Annotated in this window: 18 protein-coding genes and 1 other annotated feature; of the genes, 1 reads left to right on the top strand and 17 read right to left on the bottom strand. The window is 30.3% G+C overall.

From position 1 onward, the window contains the following. Positions 1–31 precede the first annotated feature (31 nt). From F3K33_RS00370 to F3K33_RS00300, 15 genes are all read right to left on the bottom strand, one after another. The gene (locus tag F3K33_RS00370) at positions 32–223 is read right to left on the bottom strand and encodes a ferredoxin (protein WP_011967430.1); all 192 of its coding nucleotides are present in this window, start codon (positions 221–223) and stop codon (positions 32–34) included. 129 nt (positions 224–352) lie between these two features. Continuing rightward, positions 353–1,192 carry an Mrp/NBP35 family ATP-binding protein gene (locus F3K33_RS00365; protein WP_017209521.1) on the bottom strand — a complete coding sequence of 280 codons (840 nt, stop codon included), beginning with the start codon at positions 1,190–1,192 and terminating at the stop codon, positions 353–355. Positions 1,193–1,210: 18 nt separating this feature from the next. After that, positions 1,211–1,993 carry a YhfM domain-containing protein gene (locus F3K33_RS00360; protein WP_373866806.1) on the bottom strand — a complete coding sequence of 261 codons (783 nt, stop codon included), beginning with the start codon at positions 1,991–1,993 and terminating at the stop codon, positions 1,211–1,213. 43 nt (positions 1,994–2,036) lie between these two features. Further along, a complete protein-coding gene (locus tag F3K33_RS00355; RefSeq protein WP_023976828.1) occupies positions 2,037–2,807 on the bottom strand; it encodes a prolipoprotein diacylglyceryl transferase in 771 nt (256 codons plus the stop codon). Positions 2,808–3,026: 219 nt separating this feature from the next. After that, the gene (locus F3K33_RS00350; RefSeq protein ID WP_023975928.1) at positions 3,027–3,599 is read right to left on the bottom strand and encodes a hypothetical protein; all 573 of its coding nucleotides are present in this window, start codon (positions 3,597–3,599) and stop codon (positions 3,027–3,029) included. Between the two features lie 11 nt (positions 3,600–3,610). Then, positions 3,611–5,629 (bottom strand): DUF7922 domain-containing protein, encoded by a 2,019-nt coding sequence (locus F3K33_RS00345; RefSeq protein WP_031276081.1) that lies wholly within the window; start codon positions 5,627–5,629, stop codon positions 3,611–3,613. Between the two features lie 169 nt (positions 5,630–5,798). Then, positions 5,799–6,644: a 16S rRNA (adenine(1518)-N(6)/adenine(1519)-N(6))-dimethyltransferase RsmA gene (rsmA, locus tag F3K33_RS00340; RefSeq protein WP_039773401.1), complete on the bottom strand. Its 846-nt coding sequence runs from the start codon at positions 6,642–6,644 to the stop codon at positions 5,799–5,801. Then, positions 6,645–7,202, bottom strand: coding sequence for a ribonuclease M5 (gene rnmV / locus F3K33_RS00335; protein ID WP_011967423.1), 558 nt, complete (start codon positions 7,200–7,202; stop codon positions 6,645–6,647). It abuts the gene before it with no gap. Positions 7,203–7,364: 162 nt separating this feature from the next. After that, positions 7,365–8,417, bottom strand: coding sequence for a resuscitation-promoting factor (locus F3K33_RS00330; protein WP_011967422.1), 1,053 nt, complete (start codon positions 8,415–8,417; stop codon positions 7,365–7,367). A gap of 295 nt (positions 8,418–8,712) precedes the next feature. After that, the gene (locus F3K33_RS00325; protein WP_026015684.1) at positions 8,713–9,498 is read right to left on the bottom strand and encodes a TatD family hydrolase; all 786 of its coding nucleotides are present in this window, start codon (positions 9,496–9,498) and stop codon (positions 8,713–8,715) included. Between the two features lie 359 nt (positions 9,499–9,857). Beyond that, positions 9,858–11,795, bottom strand: a complete 1,938-nt coding sequence (gene metG, locus F3K33_RS00320; RefSeq protein ID WP_039773402.1) for a methionine--tRNA ligase — start codon at positions 11,793–11,795, stop codon at positions 9,858–9,860. A gap of 281 nt (positions 11,796–12,076) precedes the next feature. Continuing rightward, positions 12,077–12,320: a binding site (T-box leader), on the bottom strand. A 147-nt stretch (positions 12,321–12,467) separates the two neighbouring features. Beyond that, positions 12,468–14,243: an aminopeptidase P family protein gene (locus F3K33_RS00315; RefSeq protein ID WP_023975933.1), complete on the bottom strand. Its 1,776-nt coding sequence runs from the start codon at positions 14,241–14,243 to the stop codon at positions 12,468–12,470. Positions 14,244–14,350: 107 nt separating this feature from the next. Further along, complete coding sequence (locus tag F3K33_RS00310; RefSeq protein ID WP_039773403.1) at positions 14,351–15,595, bottom strand: aminopeptidase P family protein; 1,245 nt, start codon at positions 15,593–15,595, stop codon at positions 14,351–14,353. 116 nt (positions 15,596–15,711) lie between these two features. Then, positions 15,712–16,233 (bottom strand): spore maturation protein, encoded by a 522-nt coding sequence (locus F3K33_RS00305; RefSeq protein ID WP_023975935.1) that lies wholly within the window; start codon positions 16,231–16,233, stop codon positions 15,712–15,714. Between the two features lie 53 nt (positions 16,234–16,286). Beyond that, complete coding sequence (locus F3K33_RS00300) at positions 16,287–16,862, bottom strand: nucleoside recognition domain-containing protein (protein ID WP_023975936.1); 576 nt, start codon at positions 16,860–16,862, stop codon at positions 16,287–16,289. 112 nt (positions 16,863–16,974) lie between these two features. Between F3K33_RS00300 and F3K33_RS00295 the strand changes: the two genes are divergently transcribed. Next, entirely contained in the window at positions 16,975–17,160 is a 186-nt protein-coding gene (locus tag F3K33_RS00295) for a hypothetical protein (protein WP_011967415.1), read from the top strand. Between the two features lie 55 nt (positions 17,161–17,215). On the opposite strand, the gene F3K33_RS00290 is transcribed toward F3K33_RS00295, so the two are convergent. Then, positions 17,216–18,589, bottom strand: coding sequence for an MATE family efflux transporter (locus F3K33_RS00290; protein ID WP_023975937.1), 1,374 nt, complete (start codon positions 18,587–18,589; stop codon positions 17,216–17,218). Then, positions 18,582–19,025 carry a MarR family winged helix-turn-helix transcriptional regulator gene (locus tag F3K33_RS00285; RefSeq protein ID WP_011967413.1) on the bottom strand — a complete coding sequence of 148 codons (444 nt, stop codon included), beginning with the start codon at positions 19,023–19,025 and terminating at the stop codon, positions 18,582–18,584. The genes F3K33_RS00290 and F3K33_RS00285 overlap by 8 nt, the downstream gene beginning before the upstream one ends. Positions 19,026–19,134: the final 109 nt, after the last annotated feature.

The following is a 19,134-nucleotide window of genomic DNA, read 5'->3' as shown; positions in this document are numbered from 1 at the left end:
AGACGTTTTAGTCGTATTTTGCAATCAAATTTTATTCTTCTATTTCAATTGCATTTACTGGACAGCTTTCTTCTGCTTCTTTTGCCTCATCTACACAACCTTCTGGAACTTCATCAACTATAGCTCCTGCTTTTCCATCATCTTGCATGTCAAAGCACTCTGGACATATAGATGGACATAATCCGCAAGCTATACAAGTATCTTTATCTACTTTTGGTTTCATGGTTTACTTCATCTCCTCTAATATCAAATTACAAGCTTATTATTTCCCAAGAAATATTAAGTTATGTATATTTAATAATATAATTTAAAATGATGAAATAAGTATAGTATAAGGAAAAGAAGTTTTCTTTTAATACAATCCTTCAAATATTAGTGAATATAGCGGATTCTCCTTAACGTATTCCTCTGCTTTTCCTTGCTCCAATGCTTCTGTAAGTTCAATATTAATTGGTAACTCTCCTATTAAAGGAATTCCAAGATACTCCGCATTTTCTTCTGATGACTTTCTGCTAAATACTCGTATCTTTTTATCACAATCTGGACAGTTTATATATGCCATGTTCTCTACTACGCCCTTAATCTTCACCCCTATCTTTTGGGCCATAATAACAACTTTCTTGACTATCATGGACACCATATCTTGTGGTGTAGAAACTATTACAATTTCATCAATAGGGAATTCCTGCATTACAGTTAAAGCAATATCTCCTGTACCTGGTGGCATATCTATAAGTAAATAGTCAAGCTCTTCCCAATTAGTTTCTACAAACATCTGCTTTAACACCCCTGTAATTACAGGTCCTCTCCAGATTACAGGTTCATCTTCTACCGCTGTTAAAAGATTCATGGAGATTATTTTTATCCCGCTTTCTGTTTCCACTGGCTCAAATTTTACCATATCATTTTCTAATGGAATTATTTTAGCCCTTTTATTGTTAACCCCAAAAAATCTAGGCATAGATGGACCTGTAATATCTGCATCCAACACTCCTACTTTATATCCCTTCTTAGATAACATACTTGCCATCATTCCAGTTACAGTTGATTTACCAACTCCACCTTTTCCACTTATAATACCTATAACATTTTTAATATTTCCATATCTGGATGTTAACTTTAAACTTTCTTCACTACATCCTGTTCCTTTAGATTGACATGTGTCTTTACTTTTACAACTTTCACAACTCATTTATATATGCTCCTTTACTTACCAATCTTGTGGGACCTTATTAGGCTCACTTATTTTAATATCCCAGTCTTTATAATTATATTCTGCCGTTACATAGTAACTTTCAAAGGAATTATCCTTTTTATTATCTACTGTTATTAGTGTTTTGAAAACAGTACTATTATATCCTCTATTTTTTACTTTAATTATTGTATCAAAATCTTCATAATTATTGTTTACTAAATCAACACTAGGTAAAGTTTTATTCAAACTTTTCTTAAAATCTTCTAAATCCACAGAAAATATGTATTTCAAACAATCTGTATCTCCAGATATGTTCACTCCAGCTTTATTTCCGTTGGATAAGCTATCTTTTTTCTTATCAATAACTTTTAATATTGATTGATAATATATATAATTAAAGTCTCTTGGCTTTCTTATGAATGAAAGATTTTGCATTATTGTATTCTCTAAATTTTTAGGTACTGAAAATGCCTTATCGTCATCATAAAAGTTTCCTGTCCCATGTTCGTTAGCTCCAACTACATACTGATACTTTCTCACTTCATCTCCGGTACACACCTCAAAAATATAATCTGGATCTAATGAGCTTTTCTTTGAAACTTCACTTCCATCTGATAAAATCTTGTAAATGTCATCTATAGCTTTAGGATCATTAACTACAAACCTAAATCCACTATCTCTAACACTTTGTATAATAATTTTATCCACCTTATTTTGCTTTATATAATCAAATTGTTGATTTTTAAGATTCATTTTAACTTCTATATTATCAATGAAGCTACATCCTGAGAGCATCATACTAGAGACCAATACCAATGGTAAAACTATTGTTAAAAACTTACTATTTCTCACTATTCTTCTTCGCTCCTTTGAAAATCCTATGGTTATTAAATACAACAATACCAATCACCAAAGTAAATATTGCGATAAATTGTGATGTTGATAGAATCCCGACACTCCCTCTTGGATCATCTCTTAAAAATTCTACTAAAAATCTACCTATACTATATACTATTAAATATAGTCCCACTATCTTTCCTGTTTGTTTTTCTTTCTTACTATAGTACAAAAGTATAAATCCTAGCAAAAAGTCAAATATTGATGAATAAATTTGCGTTGGATGCACGTGTATTCCTGCTGGTGCTAAAGATCCTTTTGGAAATGTAACACCTATTGGTAATTCGGTTTCTGCTCCATAACAACATCCAGCCAGAAAACATCCAATTCTACCAAAACCTTGGGCTATTGCAAGACCTGGAACCGTCATATCCAACATTTCAACAATGTTCCAAGACTTTTTCCTAGAATATAAGTACATAGCCAAGGCTCCTCCACCTATGGCACCATATATAACAAATCCATATCCAAAGTTCAGCAATATGCTTGGCTCTTTAATAATATCTTTAATCTCAGTTAATATAAATAATCCCTTTCCACCAAGCGCTCCACCTATTACAGCTAAAATCACTAAATTTAATAAAGAATCCTCATCATAGCCTTTTTTCTTTCCTTTATTTATAAATATAGCAGCTGCAACTATTATTCCAATTGCAATCATTAATCCATAACTCTTTATTTGTATCCCAAATATCTCAAATAATATTATCCTCATTGCTCGCCTCCAAACGTCAAATAAGTATCAAGGAGAAGCTATTCTGGCCTCTCCTTGATACTTAAATTATAATACTTATGCTTATCCTTGGCAAATCTTATTTAACTCATCAACTCAACATTCACACAATTATATATTTTATATTAAACATATAATGTAGTCTTTTCATATCAACCACTTATAATCCATAAAACTTTATATACAATAAATTGGCTAATTTCAACTTTGAGATGATTTAATACTTGAAATAATCGTATTTAAAATAGTCTTCATATTATCCTTATAATCCTTTGACTTAAGATTAAATAATATCTTTGCTGTCTTACCTTCTCCTAAATTTAGATAATAGCATTCATTGTTAAAATCATATCCATTCTTTACTTTTGTTTCATATTTAACTAATACCCCAGAATTATAGGAATTTTTAAAAGGTGTTAATTCTGAATTATAATATTCTAGGCATTGACTATTTAAATCTTTTTCTGCAAACGCGTTTATATCCTCTTTGGTATTTACTACTTGCAATAAACCAGTAAGCTTATTATTTTTGTCTTTAAAATCTAATTCATAACTCACATATTGCCCTTTACTTTCTTTTTCCTCCACATTCCATTCACTTGGCAGAGATATAATATATTTATTCTCGTCAAAAGAATATTCTTTAAATCTATTTATTCCCTGATCCATAAGAATTACCTGTTCGAAATTTTCTTTAAAGAAGCCCTGGGTTATGACCAGTATCAACATCAATGATAACAATATTGACGTAACAATCAACTGCTTCTTATTCATAACAATGTTCTCTATCTTGCCGGAATTACGATTGAAGAATTTTTAAAATCATAGAACATTAACCAATATCCTTGGCCATTATTACTATCATTAGTCCATGTTACGAAACCTGTTCTTCCACCATATGGTTGATCATTTTTTTCTTTGCTTCCTGGTATTGCATATATAATATATTGCATTTCTCCATCTTTATTGCATTTATATCCTAATAAGAAATGTCCTTTTTTACTAATGTAAGGATAATAATTTAACATTGGATAATATGCTAATGTATATTTGTTATAATTTGTATCATTTGATAAGTCTTCTATACCATTTACAATGATTTTATACCACTTACAGAAGTTTATATCATTCAATTTTCCAATAAATGGCCTAAAGTCTTGTGCTAACTTCTCAAAATACTTACCTATATCTCCACCTATAGTGAATCCCTGATTTGAAGTATTTTGATTATTATTATTTTCATTTGGTGTATCTCCCATATTTAAGTCTAGCTGTCCCATACCTCCAGTTTCACCGCTAGTCTCTGGCTGTTCCATTGTCCCCGTGTTCATTTGATTCATTCCAGTATTTGATGATGTTTGATCTGTTCCAGTATTACTGCCAGTCTGACTTACCGAGTTCCCTGACCATGGTTGCCACATTGTTCCTGTATTAATCTGGCCCATTCCAGTATTAGAGTTGCCTTGTTCCATAGACTCCACTGTACCAGTCGTATTCATCGTAGATGTATCATTTGCTCCTGTGGCTCCACCTAAATTTCCTTGTTGAATATTATTTTCATATTCATCGAAATCTATTATGTCCATTCTGTCGGATGTATCCACGTCATTCAATTTATCCAATTTAAAGTTTTCTTCTATTCTCCTAGAGCTAACTTGCACATTATCTGTATCCTGATTTTCATTTCTACATTTCTTTTCTAATTTGAATTTCTTCCATTTAGAATTATGATTCTTCTTATCCTTTATAAATCCATATACTATAACCTCTTCATACATGTGATGACTTACTTTTAGGTCTATTACCCCATCATAAGTATCTAATTTATTAGCTATTTTACCAATAACATCATCTATATCTTCCTCTTTTTCAAAATAGTCATACTTATCATGTTTATCACACTTATTATATTTTTCATCCTTATCCCATTTATCATATTTGTCGTACTTATCATATTTGTCATGTTTATCGTATTTATCTTCTTTATCACATTTATCATGTTTATCACACTTATCATATTTATCTTCTTTATCATGCTTATCGCACTTGTCATGTTTATAATCTTTCTCACATTTTTTGCTCTCTTTATTCTTGTTTCTTTCCTCATCTAAATTATCTATAGTTTCAGTTATGTTTTGATGATCTTCTGGAATCCTATTTTGTTTATCTTCAACTTTAGATTCTATGTTCGCTTTAGGTTGAAGATCAATATCATCTTTTTTTCGTTCAACTGATTCATCTTGTAATTTAGGTGCCTTTACTAATTCATCCTCTTTCGTACCTGATTGAGTGATAGTTTTATTTAATGTACTTACAGTCAAATTTTCTTTTTCCTTAGTTTGTAATGTTGTTTTATCAACATATTTCCTAGAATCGGCTTTTATAATCTTAAACTTTCTCCAATTATCAGCAGATTCTTCTCCATTCATAAAACCATGCATTATAAATTCTGTTTCATTATCTTTTACCCTACATATAGCAGCACCAGATATTTTTTCATAAGATATTCCAAGACTAGCTATGTTATTTACATAATATTCTTTGCTAGTATCTCCTTTTCCGACTTCATTTATTGCTAAAGGTCCAATATCAATTAATTGTTTTAAATCCTTCTTACAACATATAAGTACCATGGAATAATTATCTTCCTGCCTAAGATTCTGCGCATAAAATGAGATTTTACACTTATCACCTTTAGCCTCCACCTTAGCATATCCAGACAAAGCTTTATCATTAGATTGAGAATATCCTCTTTCATCTTCTTGTAATATTATAAAGTTTCTATACAATTTGTTGTGTGCCAACCCTATATTCCCTCCACATATATTTATTCCATATAGTATATGTTTGGAAATTAGAATTATGATTTAACTAATACTTTTCTATATTTTCATACTCTATATAGCCCAGCAATTTTAATAGAAACTAAAAAGTAGAGAACGAATAATTCAATAATTACTCATTCTCCACCTTTTAGTTTCTTATATCATATATACAATCTGATAAGGCCGCAAATTCTTCTAGTGTTAATGTTTCAGCTCTTCTCTTAGGATCAATTCCTGATTTCTTAAATGCTTCTTCTAATTTCTCTTTATCTACTTTTAATGTTTTTGCTGCATTCCATAAAGTTTTTCTTCTCATATTGAAACCTGCTCTTACAATCTCAAACATAATATTGATATCCTTAGTTTTAACTCTTGGTTCATCTAATCTATCTAGTCTTATTACTATAGATTCAACCTTTGGTCTAGGAATAAAACAAGTTGGTGGTACCTTCCTTATTATGCCTGTATTACAATAATACTGAACTAAAACCGACAATGCACCATATTCCTTACAATTAGGTTCAGCATTAATTCTCTCTGCAACTTCCTTTTGAATCATTATAGTTAATGATTTAAAATTATATCCACCTTTTAGAAGCTTAACTATTATAGGGGTTGTAACATAGTATGGAAGATTTGCTACAAGCTTAACACTTTTCTCATCTCCAATAAGTTCATTAAAATCCACTTTAAGTGCATCTTTATGTATTAAACTAAAATTCTTGTGCTCCCCCAACTCTTGCTCAAGTATCGGAATTAAATCATTATCTAATTCAATAGATGTTACTTTTTTAGCTTTCATCAAAAGTTGAGCGGTAAGCGTACCTACACCTGGTCCAATCTCTATAATAAAATCTTCATTGTTAACTTCTGCTCCATTAACTATATCATCAAGAACAGAATCATCAACTAAGAAATTTTGCCCAAGGCTTTTTGAGAACTTAAAATTATATTTTTTGACTAGTTCCTGAGTTTTTATATCTTTTAAATCCATTTATTTCTTACCTACTTCCAATTGTTTTTCTATTTCTTTTATAGCATTAGTAAATTCTTCTTTAGTTATTCCATAATTATTTAATCTAGAAACCATCTGCGCCGCATTTCCATAACCTATTCCTAATAACTTACCAAGCATATTTCTTCTAATCTTTGAAGTATTATCTCCTGTAAGCTTGAAATAAAACATATCCTGCATAGTAAAAAATGATTGTTTTTCTTCTTGTGTTATCTTTGCCATTTCAAGCGCCTTCAAAATAACTTCTGGGCATGCATTTTCTACTCCAATATCTCCGTTCTTAAGTCCATCTTCTTTTGCAATATATGCATGTTTTATTCCTTTAACTCTTTTTGCTATTATTCTTCTTATTTTTTCCCCTGCAAAATCTGGGTCTGTTAATACAATTACCCCTTTTCTTTTCTGGGCCTCCTGTATTCTTGCTATGACCTTTGCATTTATTCCAAATCCTCCTACAGCGATTATTTCTGCATCTATAGCTTTCTTTACAGCGTCAACGTCATCTCTACCCTCAACGACTATTACTTCTTTTATCAATGTGTTACTTCCTTTCTTTATTAATAATTACTTTATTGCATTCATATATCTATACCATAAAATAGCCTTAAATTTATTTTATCTCATTTCTAATAATATGATAAAACATCCACAAATTCAAAGAAAAAAATAGAGATAACATCTGTTATCTCTTAAAATAGCTTACCATTGCCCTGGGTAAGCAACTACTAATACATCAACTGGTCTTCTTCCCCATGAATCACATTCATTTGACGAATTAAGGTATATGTCAATTCTGTCGCCCTTTATAGCACCACCTGTATCTGATGCAATTGCATATCCATACCCTTCCACATATACTTTACTTCCTAGCGGTATTACTGATGGATCTACTGCAATCGTACTCATACCACCTTGATTTCTAACAGGCGTTCTTCCTGTAGCTGTAGTAGAATGGTTACTATAAGCTGTTGCTGTGCAATTAATCTTTTTCTTATAAGTTATTCTGTCTCCACCTCTGCTTGCGTACACTTGACCAGTTCCTTTGACCACAACTTCATTTTGTGGTTCCAATATGGTTTTAGTACTCTTTACATTACGAGAAATTTCTACCCCATCTTTATATATTATTTGATAAGTAATTTGTTTCTCACCATTAACCCCTTCACTCTTAACCTTCTGAACACTACTGTCCAAATTTTCATCTTTTTCTACAATTGTATCGAAGTTAATTGGCTGTTTTTCGGTGACATCTTTTGTTTCCACTTTGACAAGTTGGACACTTTCGTTACCCTCTAACTTAGACTCTAGGGATGGTGATACTTCATCTACGTCTTTGTCAAATTCTATTCCTTGATCTTTTAATGTATTTTTCTCTGCATCCAGCATATCCTCAACCGTATCCTCTGCCGTTTGCAATTGTACTTCCATTCCACCAGCCTTAATATCTACTGGAACAGCCTTTTTTACTTTAATAGTTTCTTTTTCAGATACTTTGGATTCCAAGGACGGTTGCACTTTATCTTTAGGCGATACTTCTATCCCATTTTCTTGCAACACACCTTTAACAGTCCCCTTGTAAGTGACAAAAGTCGCTTCTTTACCGTCTATACTTATTACGAGCGTTTTTCTTATGCTCATTATAGTCACTGCTGTAACAACTACAAATGCTATCGCAATTGTTCCAATTATAATTTTTGCCTTCGGACCGTTAGAAAAACTTTGCCTAATAAATTGTCTCAATTTTTCTATCATTATTTTCCCTCCTTTGGCAAGAGTGTCTTTTGAATTATATATTAATATTCTAGACTTGTCAAATTAGTAAACTCTTGCAATATAATGAAGCATTGTAATAATGCACTTTGTGCATAAAATATAATATATAAAAATGATAGCGGTATTTAATATTACTTCATTATGAAATTAAAAATTTAATGATATGAAATTATAGAAACATTTATTAAACTTAATGATAATTTCAGTTTAATCTTAGATTTACTTTATGTTGAATACAGAAATTATATTTAAAGTGTACATTTAATATTTTACCTTATTTTTCCTTTCTTATCAATCTAAAAAAATTCTCGTTAAATCTCAAATTTGCCTCATAAGGGTCAATATTCTTAATTTCTGCTATCTTAGTTATTATATATTCAATATAGTCTGATTTATTTCTCTTTCCTCTATTTGGTTCAGGTGCCATATACGGGCAATCAGTTTCTACAAGTATTTTTTCTAAAGGGATTTCTCTAACTACTTCAACAACTTTTTTTGCATTTTTAAATGTAACAACACCTGTTATTCCTATATAATATCCTAGTTTTACACATTCCCTTGCAAATTCTACACTTCCTGAAAAACAGTGAACTACACCTGTAACTTCTGGAAATTCCTTAATTATTTCTAATGTGTCTTGATGTGCATCTCTATCATGAATAACAACTGGATAATTTAGTTCTTTAGCTAAATTCATATGACTTCTAAATACATCCTTTTGAATATCTTTAGGTGGATTTTCATCCCAATAATAGTCTAATCCAATCTCCCCAATAGCTACTATTTTGTCATTATTCTTAATATAAGATTTAATTTCATCTAGTGTATCGCCTTTCATCTCATTCGCATTTTCCGGATGTATTCCTAAAGCTCCAAAGATAAAATTATGATCTTTAGTTAGTTGATCTGTTGTTTTTAAACTATCATATGATGATGCGCAATTTAGGATTCCAATAACTCCATTTTGATTAATCTCATTTAGCAAGGACTCCCTATCTTCATTAAAAGCTTCATCATCATAATGAGCATGACTATCTATTATTTTAAATTTTTGATTCATAAACCAATATTCCTTCCCTATTAACATTATTTCCAAATTGTCATATTCTGAAACTACTGTATTTAAATTTAGGATTACTTATTTAAATAATAACATAAAATTATTACTTATACCTCTTTATGATAGCTTTACTTAAAACTATATGATCAAATGCAAATCATAGCAATTAAAATAAAAATAAATTCGTAAATACTAATTTTTTTTACGAATTTATTATTTGACACTTAAATGACATATTAATGCATTAAAATTAATATTGTAAAGTAGTTAAAGCATTATTATTTACCCCTTTTAACCATTTATTTAGTATGGTTAATGAACGTCTCACTCCCCTAAGTGAGGCGTTCTATTTTTTATAATTATCTTACAATGCTACCTGTTGGGATCTCACCTGGATCCACTGCTTTTAATATACTGTCATCATCTGTTGCAGCACATAAAATCATTCCTTGTGATAATTCGCCTCTAAGTTTTACTGGCTTTAAGTTAGCAACTAAAACTACATTTTTACCTACTATTTCTTCTGGTTTATAGAACTTAGATATTCCAGAAACCACTTGTCTTTCTTCTCCACCTAAATCAACTTTTAATTTTAATAATTTCTTAGCTCCCTTTATTGGTTCACATGCTAATACTTTTACTACTCTTAAATCAACCTTTTCAAAATCATCTATTGTTATTTCTTCTTTTATAGGTGTAATTTCTCTCTTAGCTGGTGTTTTAGCAGCCTTTAAAGCTTCTAATTCTTCTAATTTCTTATCTACATCTATTCTTGGGAATAAGTTGTCAGCCTTTACTACCTTAGTTCCTGCCTTAATTCCATCAAATGACTTTAATGATTTCCATGAAATTTCTGTAGTATTAATTTGCTCATTAATCTTCTTAGATGTTTCTGGCAAGAATGCTGAAATCATTACTGATGCAAATCTTAAGCTTTCGGCTAAATTATAAAGAACTGTTCCAAGTCTAGCCTTTTTACTTTCATCTTTAGCTAATATCCATGGAGTTGTTTCATCTATATATTTGTTTGCTCTTCTTATTAATTCAAAAACATATTCTAAAGCTTGAGGTATATTTAATTCGTTTATTGCCTCCTCAATTTTAGCTGGTGCTGATAATGCTAAATTTATTAATTCATCATCAATAGCTTCTTTTTCATCTTGAGCTGGCATTTCTCCACCAAAATATTTTTCAACCATTGCAACTGTTCTTGATAAAAGATTACCTAAATCATTACAAAGGTCTGAATTTATTTTCTTTATAAATATTTCATTATTAAATAATCCATCTGCTCCAAATGGAATTTCTTTTAATAAATAATATCTTACAGGATCAACTCCAAATTCATTTACAAGAACAACTGGATCTACTACATTACCTTTAGATTTTGACATTTTCCCACCATCAACAAGTAGCCATCCATGACCGAAAACTTGCTTTGGAAGAGGTAGATCTAGCGCCATTAACATTATTGGCCAATAAATAGTATGGAATCTTAAAATATCTTTTCCTATTAGATGTACATCTGCTGGCCAGTATTTATTATATAAATCTTTATTTTCTTGGCCATATCCAAGGGCAGTAATATAGTTTGATAATGCATCAATCCAAACATATACAACATGACTTTCATCAAAAGTTACAGGTACTCCCCAGTTAAAGCTTGTTCTTGAAACACAAAGATCTTGAAGACCTGGTCTTAAGAAATTATTTAGCATTTCATTTTTTCTTGATTCTGGTTGAATGAACTCTGGATGGTCTTCAATATATTTGATTAACTTATCAGCATACTTGCTCATCTTGAAGAAATATGCTTCCTCCTTTGATTTTTCAACTGGTCTTCCGCAATCAGGGCAATTTCCATTTACTAATTGTGTATCAGTCCAGAAAGATTCACAAGGTGTGCAATACCAACCTTCATAAGAACTCTTATATATATCTCCTTGATCATATAATTTCTTAAATATATCTTGAACAGCTTTAATATGATAATCATCAGTAGTTCTAATGAACTTATCATAACTTATATTCATCATGCTCCAAAGATCTTTAATACCAGCAACAACTTCATCTACATGTTGTTTTGGTGTGATTCCCTTTTCTTCAGCTATTCTTTGGATCTTTTGACCATGTTCATCTGTTCCTGTTAAGAACATTACATCATAGCCTGTTAATCTCTTAAATCTTGCTAAAGCATCAGCAGCTACAGTTGTATAGGTATTACCTATATGAAGCTTTGTTGATGGATAATAAATTGGTGTCGTAATATAATATGTTTTTTTACAATCTGTACACATTATTTGTGTCCTCCTTATATTAAAGCAATTATTTATTGCTATTTTTCTATTATAATATTAATTTTTACCTTCTATATATTGTGTCATAACATATCCAGCCCGCATTTTTCAAGCATATTCTTCAGAATATTAGAATATTAGAATATTAGAATATATATTCTAAAGAATATATATTGTTAAGATTATTATCATCTTCATGTTTTTGTCTTCAAATTATCTTGGCTCTATCTTTTAATCTTTTCATAAGCACAAAAAAATCTCTATATAAGTATTAAAACCTATATAGAGACGTATTATACGTGTTACCACTCTAATTCTTATTTACCTCACAGCAAATAACTCAGTAGGTGACCAACATCACCCTGCAATATAACGGTCGCTTCCGTATTTCCCTAACCAAATAATTTTGACTCAAGAAACATGCTCTGAGACCATCTTCATAAAATTCACAAACGCTAACTTTCAGCATATATTAGCTCTCTTATAGAATGATTCTTTTATTACTCTTCTCTTCATAGCATTCTATTTAATTAATACTAGTTTATTTAAGAGATTATTTTATGCAAACTTTATAGATAAAATTTTTAACCTATAATATATATTAATCCCCAAATTATTTACATTATACTATTTGTTGCTTACAAGTGCAATAACCTATTTATAATGTTTAAATTATATTTCCTTAGTTGATTCCTTAAGAAATTGTTTTTCACTATCACTTAAGAATGGACTTAATTTATCATAAGTCTCTTTATGATAATTATTTAGCCATTCTTTTTCATCCTCTGTCAGCAATTCAACATTGATTCCACCTAAGTCTATTGGACAATATGACATGGTTTCAAATTTATAAAATTCTCCAAACTCAGCATTTCTTTCGTCCTCAACAACTAGCATAATATTTTCTGTCCTTATTCCATGTTTGCCTTCTCTATATATTCCTGGCTCATTAGTTAATATCATTCCCGGTTCTAATTCTATTGTATTCGGTACTGGCCTTATTGTTTGTGGACCTTCGTGAACGCTTAAGCAGAATCCAACCCCATGACCTGTTCCACATTTGTAATCTATTCCTTCTTCCCATAAAACTCTTCTACTTAAAATATCTATATTGGATCCTGTAGTTCCTTTTAAAAATTTTGCTTTCATAAGGTTGATATGTGCTTTTAGAACCAGCGTAAAATCTCGTTTTTCTTCTTCAGTTAATTTTCCCAAAACAATGCTACGTGTTATATCTGTAGTCCCATCAAAATATTGTCCACCGCTATCGACTAACAATATTCCTTCTTTTTCTAACTTATATGCACTTTCTTCTGTTGCAGAATAATGCATCATCGCCGCATGTTCTTTATATCCTGCAATTGTTCCAAAGCTTTCCTCAATAAATAAATCTCCTTGACTCCTAAAATCACATAACTTTTCCGCTAGGGTGATCTCTGTTACATCTTCCTTATCTAGACCTTCTTTGATCCACTTAATAAACCTTACCATTGCAACTCCATCTTTAAGTTGACAATTTTTAAGATTTTCTATTTCCTTCTTATTCTTTATGGCCTTTAATTTTGTAGTTATATTTATTTCTTCTATCTTCTTTATTCTTTTATTAATCTGATTGCATATATACGCACTTATTTTACTTGGGTCTAATATAACACTATCTTGTACTTCTTTTATATCTTCAAATATATCCTCATAATTTTTTATTATTATGCCTTCTTTAGTTAATGTTTTTTCATCAGCAGATGATATCTTTTCTCTATCTATGTATAGCACAGCTTTCTCTTCATCAATTAATGCATATGCTAAAGTTACTGGTGTATACTTTACATCATTTCCTCTAATATTAAAAATCCATGCTATATCATCTAATGATGATATTATATATGACTTTCCACATAGCTTTTTCATTTCATTTCTTACTTCTTGAATCTTTTCATTTGCGGTTTTTCCGCAATACTTTACTTCATGCAAAAAAACTTTTTCTTTGGGCATTTTAGGTTTATCTTCCCATACTTCTTCAATTAAGTCTTTATTCATTACTATGTTTATATTTTTATTTTCTTTTATTTTTAGAATTTCTTTATATTGATTAACCGATAATACTCTTCCATCAAAACCTAAAGTTTGGCCATCCATCATATTTTCCATCAACCACTCTTCTAAAGTCGGCCATCCAGGAATTCTCATCTTAAAAAGCTCTACTCCAGAATCTTTTAATTGTTCATTGGCTTGTATAAAGTATCTTCCATCTGTCCATAGTATTGCTTTTTCCATTCCGATCAATGCTGTTCCTGCTGAACCAGTAAATCCTGTTATATATGCTCTAGACTTAAAACATTCAGCCACATATTCACTTTGATGAAAATCCTCACTTGGCACTATATAATAATCTATATTCTCTTTTTTCATTATTTCTCTTAATTTTTGTATTCTTTCTGATACTCTCATATTTATTCCCTCTTTTAAATATATTTTTTAAGAACGTCATAAGACCTAATAAGTAAACACATATATGTATCTTAATCTTATTAGGTTCTTATTTGGGCAACAATATATTATTTCATGAATTCTTCGATTTCATCAATTTCCTTAATCATGTTCTTAGTTAAAACTTCACATCCATCTTTAGTAACTAAAATATCATCTTCAATTCTTATACCTATATTTTCTTCAGCTATATATATACCTGGTTCCACTGTAAATACCATTCCTTCTGCAAATGTAAATTCTCTACCAAGTATACCTAAATCATGAGTATCTAGGCCTAAACTGTGACCTATTTTATGCCAATAATATCTGTTAACTTCTGATTTTTCTTTTATAAGCCCTAATCCAATACATTCTTGTGCAATTAAATCTTTAGCCCATACATTTAATTCTCTTGAATCCACTCCAGGCTTTATTCTTTCAATTACTGCTTTATTAACTCTAAGTACAGCTTCATAAACTTCCTTTTGTCTTTGAGTGAACTTACCATTTATAGGGAATGCTCTTGTTATATCTGCATTATATAAATTCCATTGAGCTCCAAGATCAAATAGAATTAAATCTCCATCTTTTAACTCACTGTTATTATCTACATAATGAAGTATTGTTGCATTTTTCCCTGCTGCTGCTATTGTTCTAAAAGCATAATCTTTAACGCCTCTTGTTTTGCATTCAAAATCAAAATAAGCCTCGATTTCATATTCCTTCATTCCAGCCTTCACATTTTTCATTAAAGACTTTACACCTTCAATAGTTATTTCTATTGCTTTCCTCATTTCTTTTATCTCATTCTCAGACTTAACCATTCTTAGAGGTGCAATTATACTTGTAAAATTCTTTATATTAATATGTGGATACTTACTAATAATCTCTTTTGCAAATCTATTTGATACAGAATCACTTTCTTCAAACTCTTCTCTATCCAAATCTAGATACAAGTTAACTTTTTCTTTTCCCTTTATTAATACATTTAGGTAGGAAGTAAACTCCTTCATATAAGATACATCATTTATTCCAGATATCTCTTTTCCCTCAAAATCTCTTAATGTTTTTCCACTCCACATTTCTTTATCCAAATCTAAATCTGTCAAAAATAACTTTTCACTTACTATATTATTATATTTAGATAATACAACCAAATGTCCATCTTCTTGTATTCCTGTTAAATAATAAAAGTTCTTATCTGGAGTAAATTGATAGAATTCATCCCCAGTCTTTTTAGCTGGTTTACCTGCAAATAGTATCATTACTGAATTATCTTCTACACTATTCATAAGTTTGCTTCTGTTTTCTATATAAGTATCTTTATTCATAATTTAGCCTCTTTTCTACTATTAAAATATATTCCTATGTTAATATAATACTCCAATGATTCTAACTAATAAATATTCTGACTAACAAATTTTATCAAATAATTAAACTTGTTATTTTAAAAACATATATTTACCATAAATATAGCCATAATTATTGCTGTTGCATCAGCAAATACTGCTGCCCATAAAGTATGCCTTATCTTTTTTACCTTAATTGCTCCAAAATACACTGTAATTGTATAAAATATAGTTTCTGTGCTTCCCATTACAACTGACGCTATAAGACCTGTTCTTGTATCTGGTCCTAAACTTTTTATTATATCTGTAAACACACCAATTGCACCACTTCCTGACAGTGGTTTTATTATTAGTAATGGTATTAGATCTTTAGGTAATCCTATTAAATTTGCAAGTGGAGCAATCAGATTATTTAGTAAATCCATTAATTTTGCCTCTCTAAATACTTGCACTGCAATTATCATAGCTAAAAGATATGGAAATATTCTTAAGGTTACCATCAATCCATCCTTAGCGCCCTCTATAAACCATTCATAAACCTTTCTTCCTTTGAACATACCATATGTTATTATAATTAAAAATATTATTGGTATTATGCTTTTACTTAAGTAATTAAACATAATTCTATAATCCTCCTTGCAACATTTCTAATTAAATTGCATTGTTGAAATTTCTAAAAGTATTTCTGTAATATCTTGCAGCATATTACTCCAACTATTGCAGCTGTTGCTGTTGATGCTATAGTGGGTAAAATTATTATTCCAGGATTAACCGAATTACATGCTGCTCTTATAGATATTATCGTCGATGGAACTAACTGTATACATGTAGCATTTAAGACAAGAAAAAGCGCCATATCATTTGAGGCTGTTTCTTTATCTGAATTAAGTCTATCCATTTCTTCCATCGCCTTTATTCCAAAAGGGGTTGCTGCATTTGACAATCCCATCATATTAGCAGTAAGATTCATAACAATAGCACCTAAAGCCCTTTCATCCTTTGCAGCCTCTTTAAAAATTCTTTTAAGAATAGGCTTTAATAACTTTGATAATTTTTCAGTGAGTCCGCTATTTTCAGCAACCTTCATAACTCCACACCAAAAGCACATTATTCCTGTAAGTTCAATTATAAAAGTTACAGTATTACCTGACGAACTAATTATTGCTTTGGAAATAAGCTCTCCATTTCCAGTCAATAATCCAACTAGAATTCCAAAAAATATTAGAAAAAACCAAATATAATTTATCATATTCTCCCCCATAGTATAGTTATTCTTTACATTTATATTCCTTGCACTTATTTTTTAGTAGTGATAGGATATAATTACTAAACATAATTATATTATTTTAAGGAGAATTTTTATGAACGATTCAAATTTAAAGATAGCTCAACAAGATGTAGAAGAAGCTCTAAAGACTGTAGAAGACATGGAAAAAGTTATAAGCAATGATGAACCGTCAAAAGAACAGTTAAAAGAAAAGTTTATTTGTTTATCAAATAGAGTTCAGAAATTAGAAGATATTCTAAAAAACGAAGGAATCCTTTAAATAAAATAGGTATGTCTCAATATATTAAGAACTACATTGAGGCATACCTATTCTTTTAATTTTCTAAAATAACTTTTTGTTCTTTTCCATTTCCCATTAAATCCTTTGATGTCTTAACAAACACGATAAGTGTAATTATAACTGATAGTATATCAGATGTTGCTCCTGCGATCCATACTCCATCTAATCCTTTGAACCTTGGAATTATTATAAGACATGGAATTAATATTATTACCTGTCTCAATAAGCTTAAAAACATCGATATTTTTACTCTTCCTATTGATTGAAAGAAATTCGTAATTATAATTTGCGCTCCTATAAATGGCAGCATAATTAAAAATATTCTCATTCCATGAGCAGTTACTTCTATAAGCGATGATTCATTATTAAAAATCTTAACTAATGTTTCTGGAATTCCCTCAATTATTATAAATCCTATTACCACTATTATTGTAGCTGTAATAACTCCATATTTTACTGCTTGCTTAACTCTATCATATTTTCTTGCACCAAAATTATAACCTATTATAGGCTGAAGACCCTGATTTAATCCAAATATAGGCATTAAAAATATCATAGCTAAGCTGTTCACTATAGTCATTGCTCCTACAGCTAAATCACCACCATATGACTGCAATGAATTATTAGTTATTACTTGAACTGCACTTTGTGCAAGCTGCATGCTAAATGGACTGACCCCTATAGCAAAAATACTTAAAACTGCGTCCTTTTCCAATTTTAAATTTTTCCTTCTTATCTTAAGTACACTAGATCCCTTTGTGAAATAATATAAAATCCATATACTGCTTATTGCCTGCGCAACAACAGTTCCAAGGGCTCCTCCTTTAACTCCAAGGCCTAAACCGAATATAAATATTGGATCTAAGATGATGTTTATAATAGCACTCATTAGCATAGACGCCATTGCTATTTTTGGGCTTCCATCACTTCTAATTGAATGATTCAAACCGAAACTCATCAAATTAAATATGCAACCGCTAATAATTACCCTTATAAAATCTTCACCATAACCTATAATATTTTCACTCGCTCCAAATGCTTTCAAAAGCGGATTAGCAAATATATGACCAAACAACGTTAACAATACACCAATTATTATTATCAATGTAAACGCATTTCCTAGAAGCCTTTCTGCCCCTTCCTTATCATGCTCTCCAAGCTTTATTGACACTTTTGTAGCTGTACCTATTCCGATTAACATACCAAATGCTAAAATTATAAACATTATTGGCATTGTAATTCCAACACCAGCCATGGCGAGCTCACCTATGCCTTCTATATGCCCAATAAATATTCTATCTATTATGTTATATAATGTATTAACTAACATTCCTATAACGGCAGGGATTGAAAACTCAAGCAACAATTTTCCTACACCCATTTCTCCTAATCTATTCTGCTTATTCATGAATATCCTCCTTATTAATTAAAGAACTCTTAGATAACTTATTCAACAAATTCATTAATTCTTGAGATTCCTCATCAGTAAAACACATTCTAATCTCAGATTCCCATTCATTCATTATAGAATATACATCATCTTTAATTTGTTCTGCTTTCTCAGTTAGTTCCAATCTATATGCACGCTTATCACTTTCTTTTTTTATTCTCCTTACATAACCTTCATCCTCTAATTTCTTTATTGCCCTAGCTGTTGTCGCCTTATCTAATCTAACCTTTTTCGTCAATTCTTCTTGTGTTATACCATCATTTTCATAAAGATTTAAAAGAAATAAGTACTGACCAGCCCCTATCCCAAATTTACTAAATCTCTTGCCAAAATACATATAGCTAGATCTATGTATTTCACCAATATACTTACCTATATGCTGATAGCAACCCATATTACTTCTCCCCTATCTTAATCATATTAATATAGTATTAACAATAATCATATTTCATATCCAAATAATTACATACAAACTATATTAGCATAAATTAGTTACGTGCGCA

Origin of the sequence: Clostridium beijerinckii, from assembly GCF_008705175.1 — a bacterium.
In the GTDB taxonomy this organism is placed as follows: Bacteria; Bacillota; Clostridia; order Clostridiales; family Clostridiaceae; genus Clostridium; species Clostridium beijerinckii.
The sequence above is the reverse complement of the archived record's forward strand: the minus strand, read 5'-3'. Positions and strand labels throughout refer to the sequence as shown.

Bases quoted from the DNA above. Each gene is read 5' to 3' on its own strand.
- F3K33_RS00370 (WP_011967430.1), bottom strand. From the start codon at position 223: ATGAAACCAAAAGTAGATAAAGATACTTGTATAGCTTGCGGATTATGT.
- F3K33_RS00365 (WP_017209521.1), bottom strand. From the start codon at position 1,192: ATGAGTTGTGAAAGTTGTAAAAGTAAAGACACATGTCAATCTAAAGGA.
- F3K33_RS00360 (WP_373866806.1), bottom strand. From the start codon at position 1,993: ATGATGCTCTCAGGATGTAGCTTCATTGATAATATAGAAGTTAAAATG.
- F3K33_RS00355 (WP_023976828.1), bottom strand. From the start codon at position 2,807: ATGAGGATAATATTATTTGAGATATTTGGGATACAAATAAAGAGTTAT.
- F3K33_RS00350 (WP_023975928.1), bottom strand. From the start codon at position 3,599: ATGAATAAGAAGCAGTTGATTGTTACGTCAATATTGTTATCATTGATG.
- rsmA (WP_039773401.1), bottom strand. From the start codon at position 6,644: ATGGATTTAAAAGATATAAAAACTCAGGAACTAGTCAAAAAATATAAT.
- F3K33_RS00330 (WP_011967422.1), bottom strand. From the start codon at position 8,417: ATGATAGAAAAATTGAGACAATTTATTAGGCAAAGTTTTTCTAACGGT.
- F3K33_RS00325 (WP_026015684.1), bottom strand. From the start codon at position 9,498: ATGAATCAAAAATTTAAAATAATAGATAGTCATGCTCATTATGATGAT.
- metG (WP_039773402.1), bottom strand. From the start codon at position 11,795: ATGTGTACAGATTGTAAAAAAACATATTATATTACGACACCAATTTAT.
- F3K33_RS00315 (WP_023975933.1), bottom strand. From the start codon at position 14,243: ATGAGAGTATCAGAAAGAATACAAAAATTAAGAGAAATAATGAAAAAA.
- F3K33_RS00310 (WP_039773403.1), bottom strand. From the start codon at position 15,595: ATGAATAAAGATACTTATATAGAAAACAGAAGCAAACTTATGAATAGT.
- F3K33_RS00305 (WP_023975935.1), bottom strand. From the start codon at position 16,233: ATGTTTAATTACTTAAGTAAAAGCATAATACCAATAATATTTTTAATT.
- F3K33_RS00300 (WP_023975936.1), bottom strand. From the start codon at position 16,862: ATGATAAATTATATTTGGTTTTTTCTAATATTTTTTGGAATTCTAGTT.
- F3K33_RS00295 (WP_011967415.1), top strand. From the start codon at position 16,975: ATGAACGATTCAAATTTAAAGATAGCTCAACAAGATGTAGAAGAAGCT.
- F3K33_RS00290 (WP_023975937.1), bottom strand. From the start codon at position 18,589: ATGAATAAGCAGAATAGATTAGGAGAAATGGGTGTAGGAAAATTGTTG.
- F3K33_RS00285 (WP_011967413.1), bottom strand. From the start codon at position 19,025: ATGGGTTGCTATCAGCATATAGGTAAGTATATTGGTGAAATACATAGA.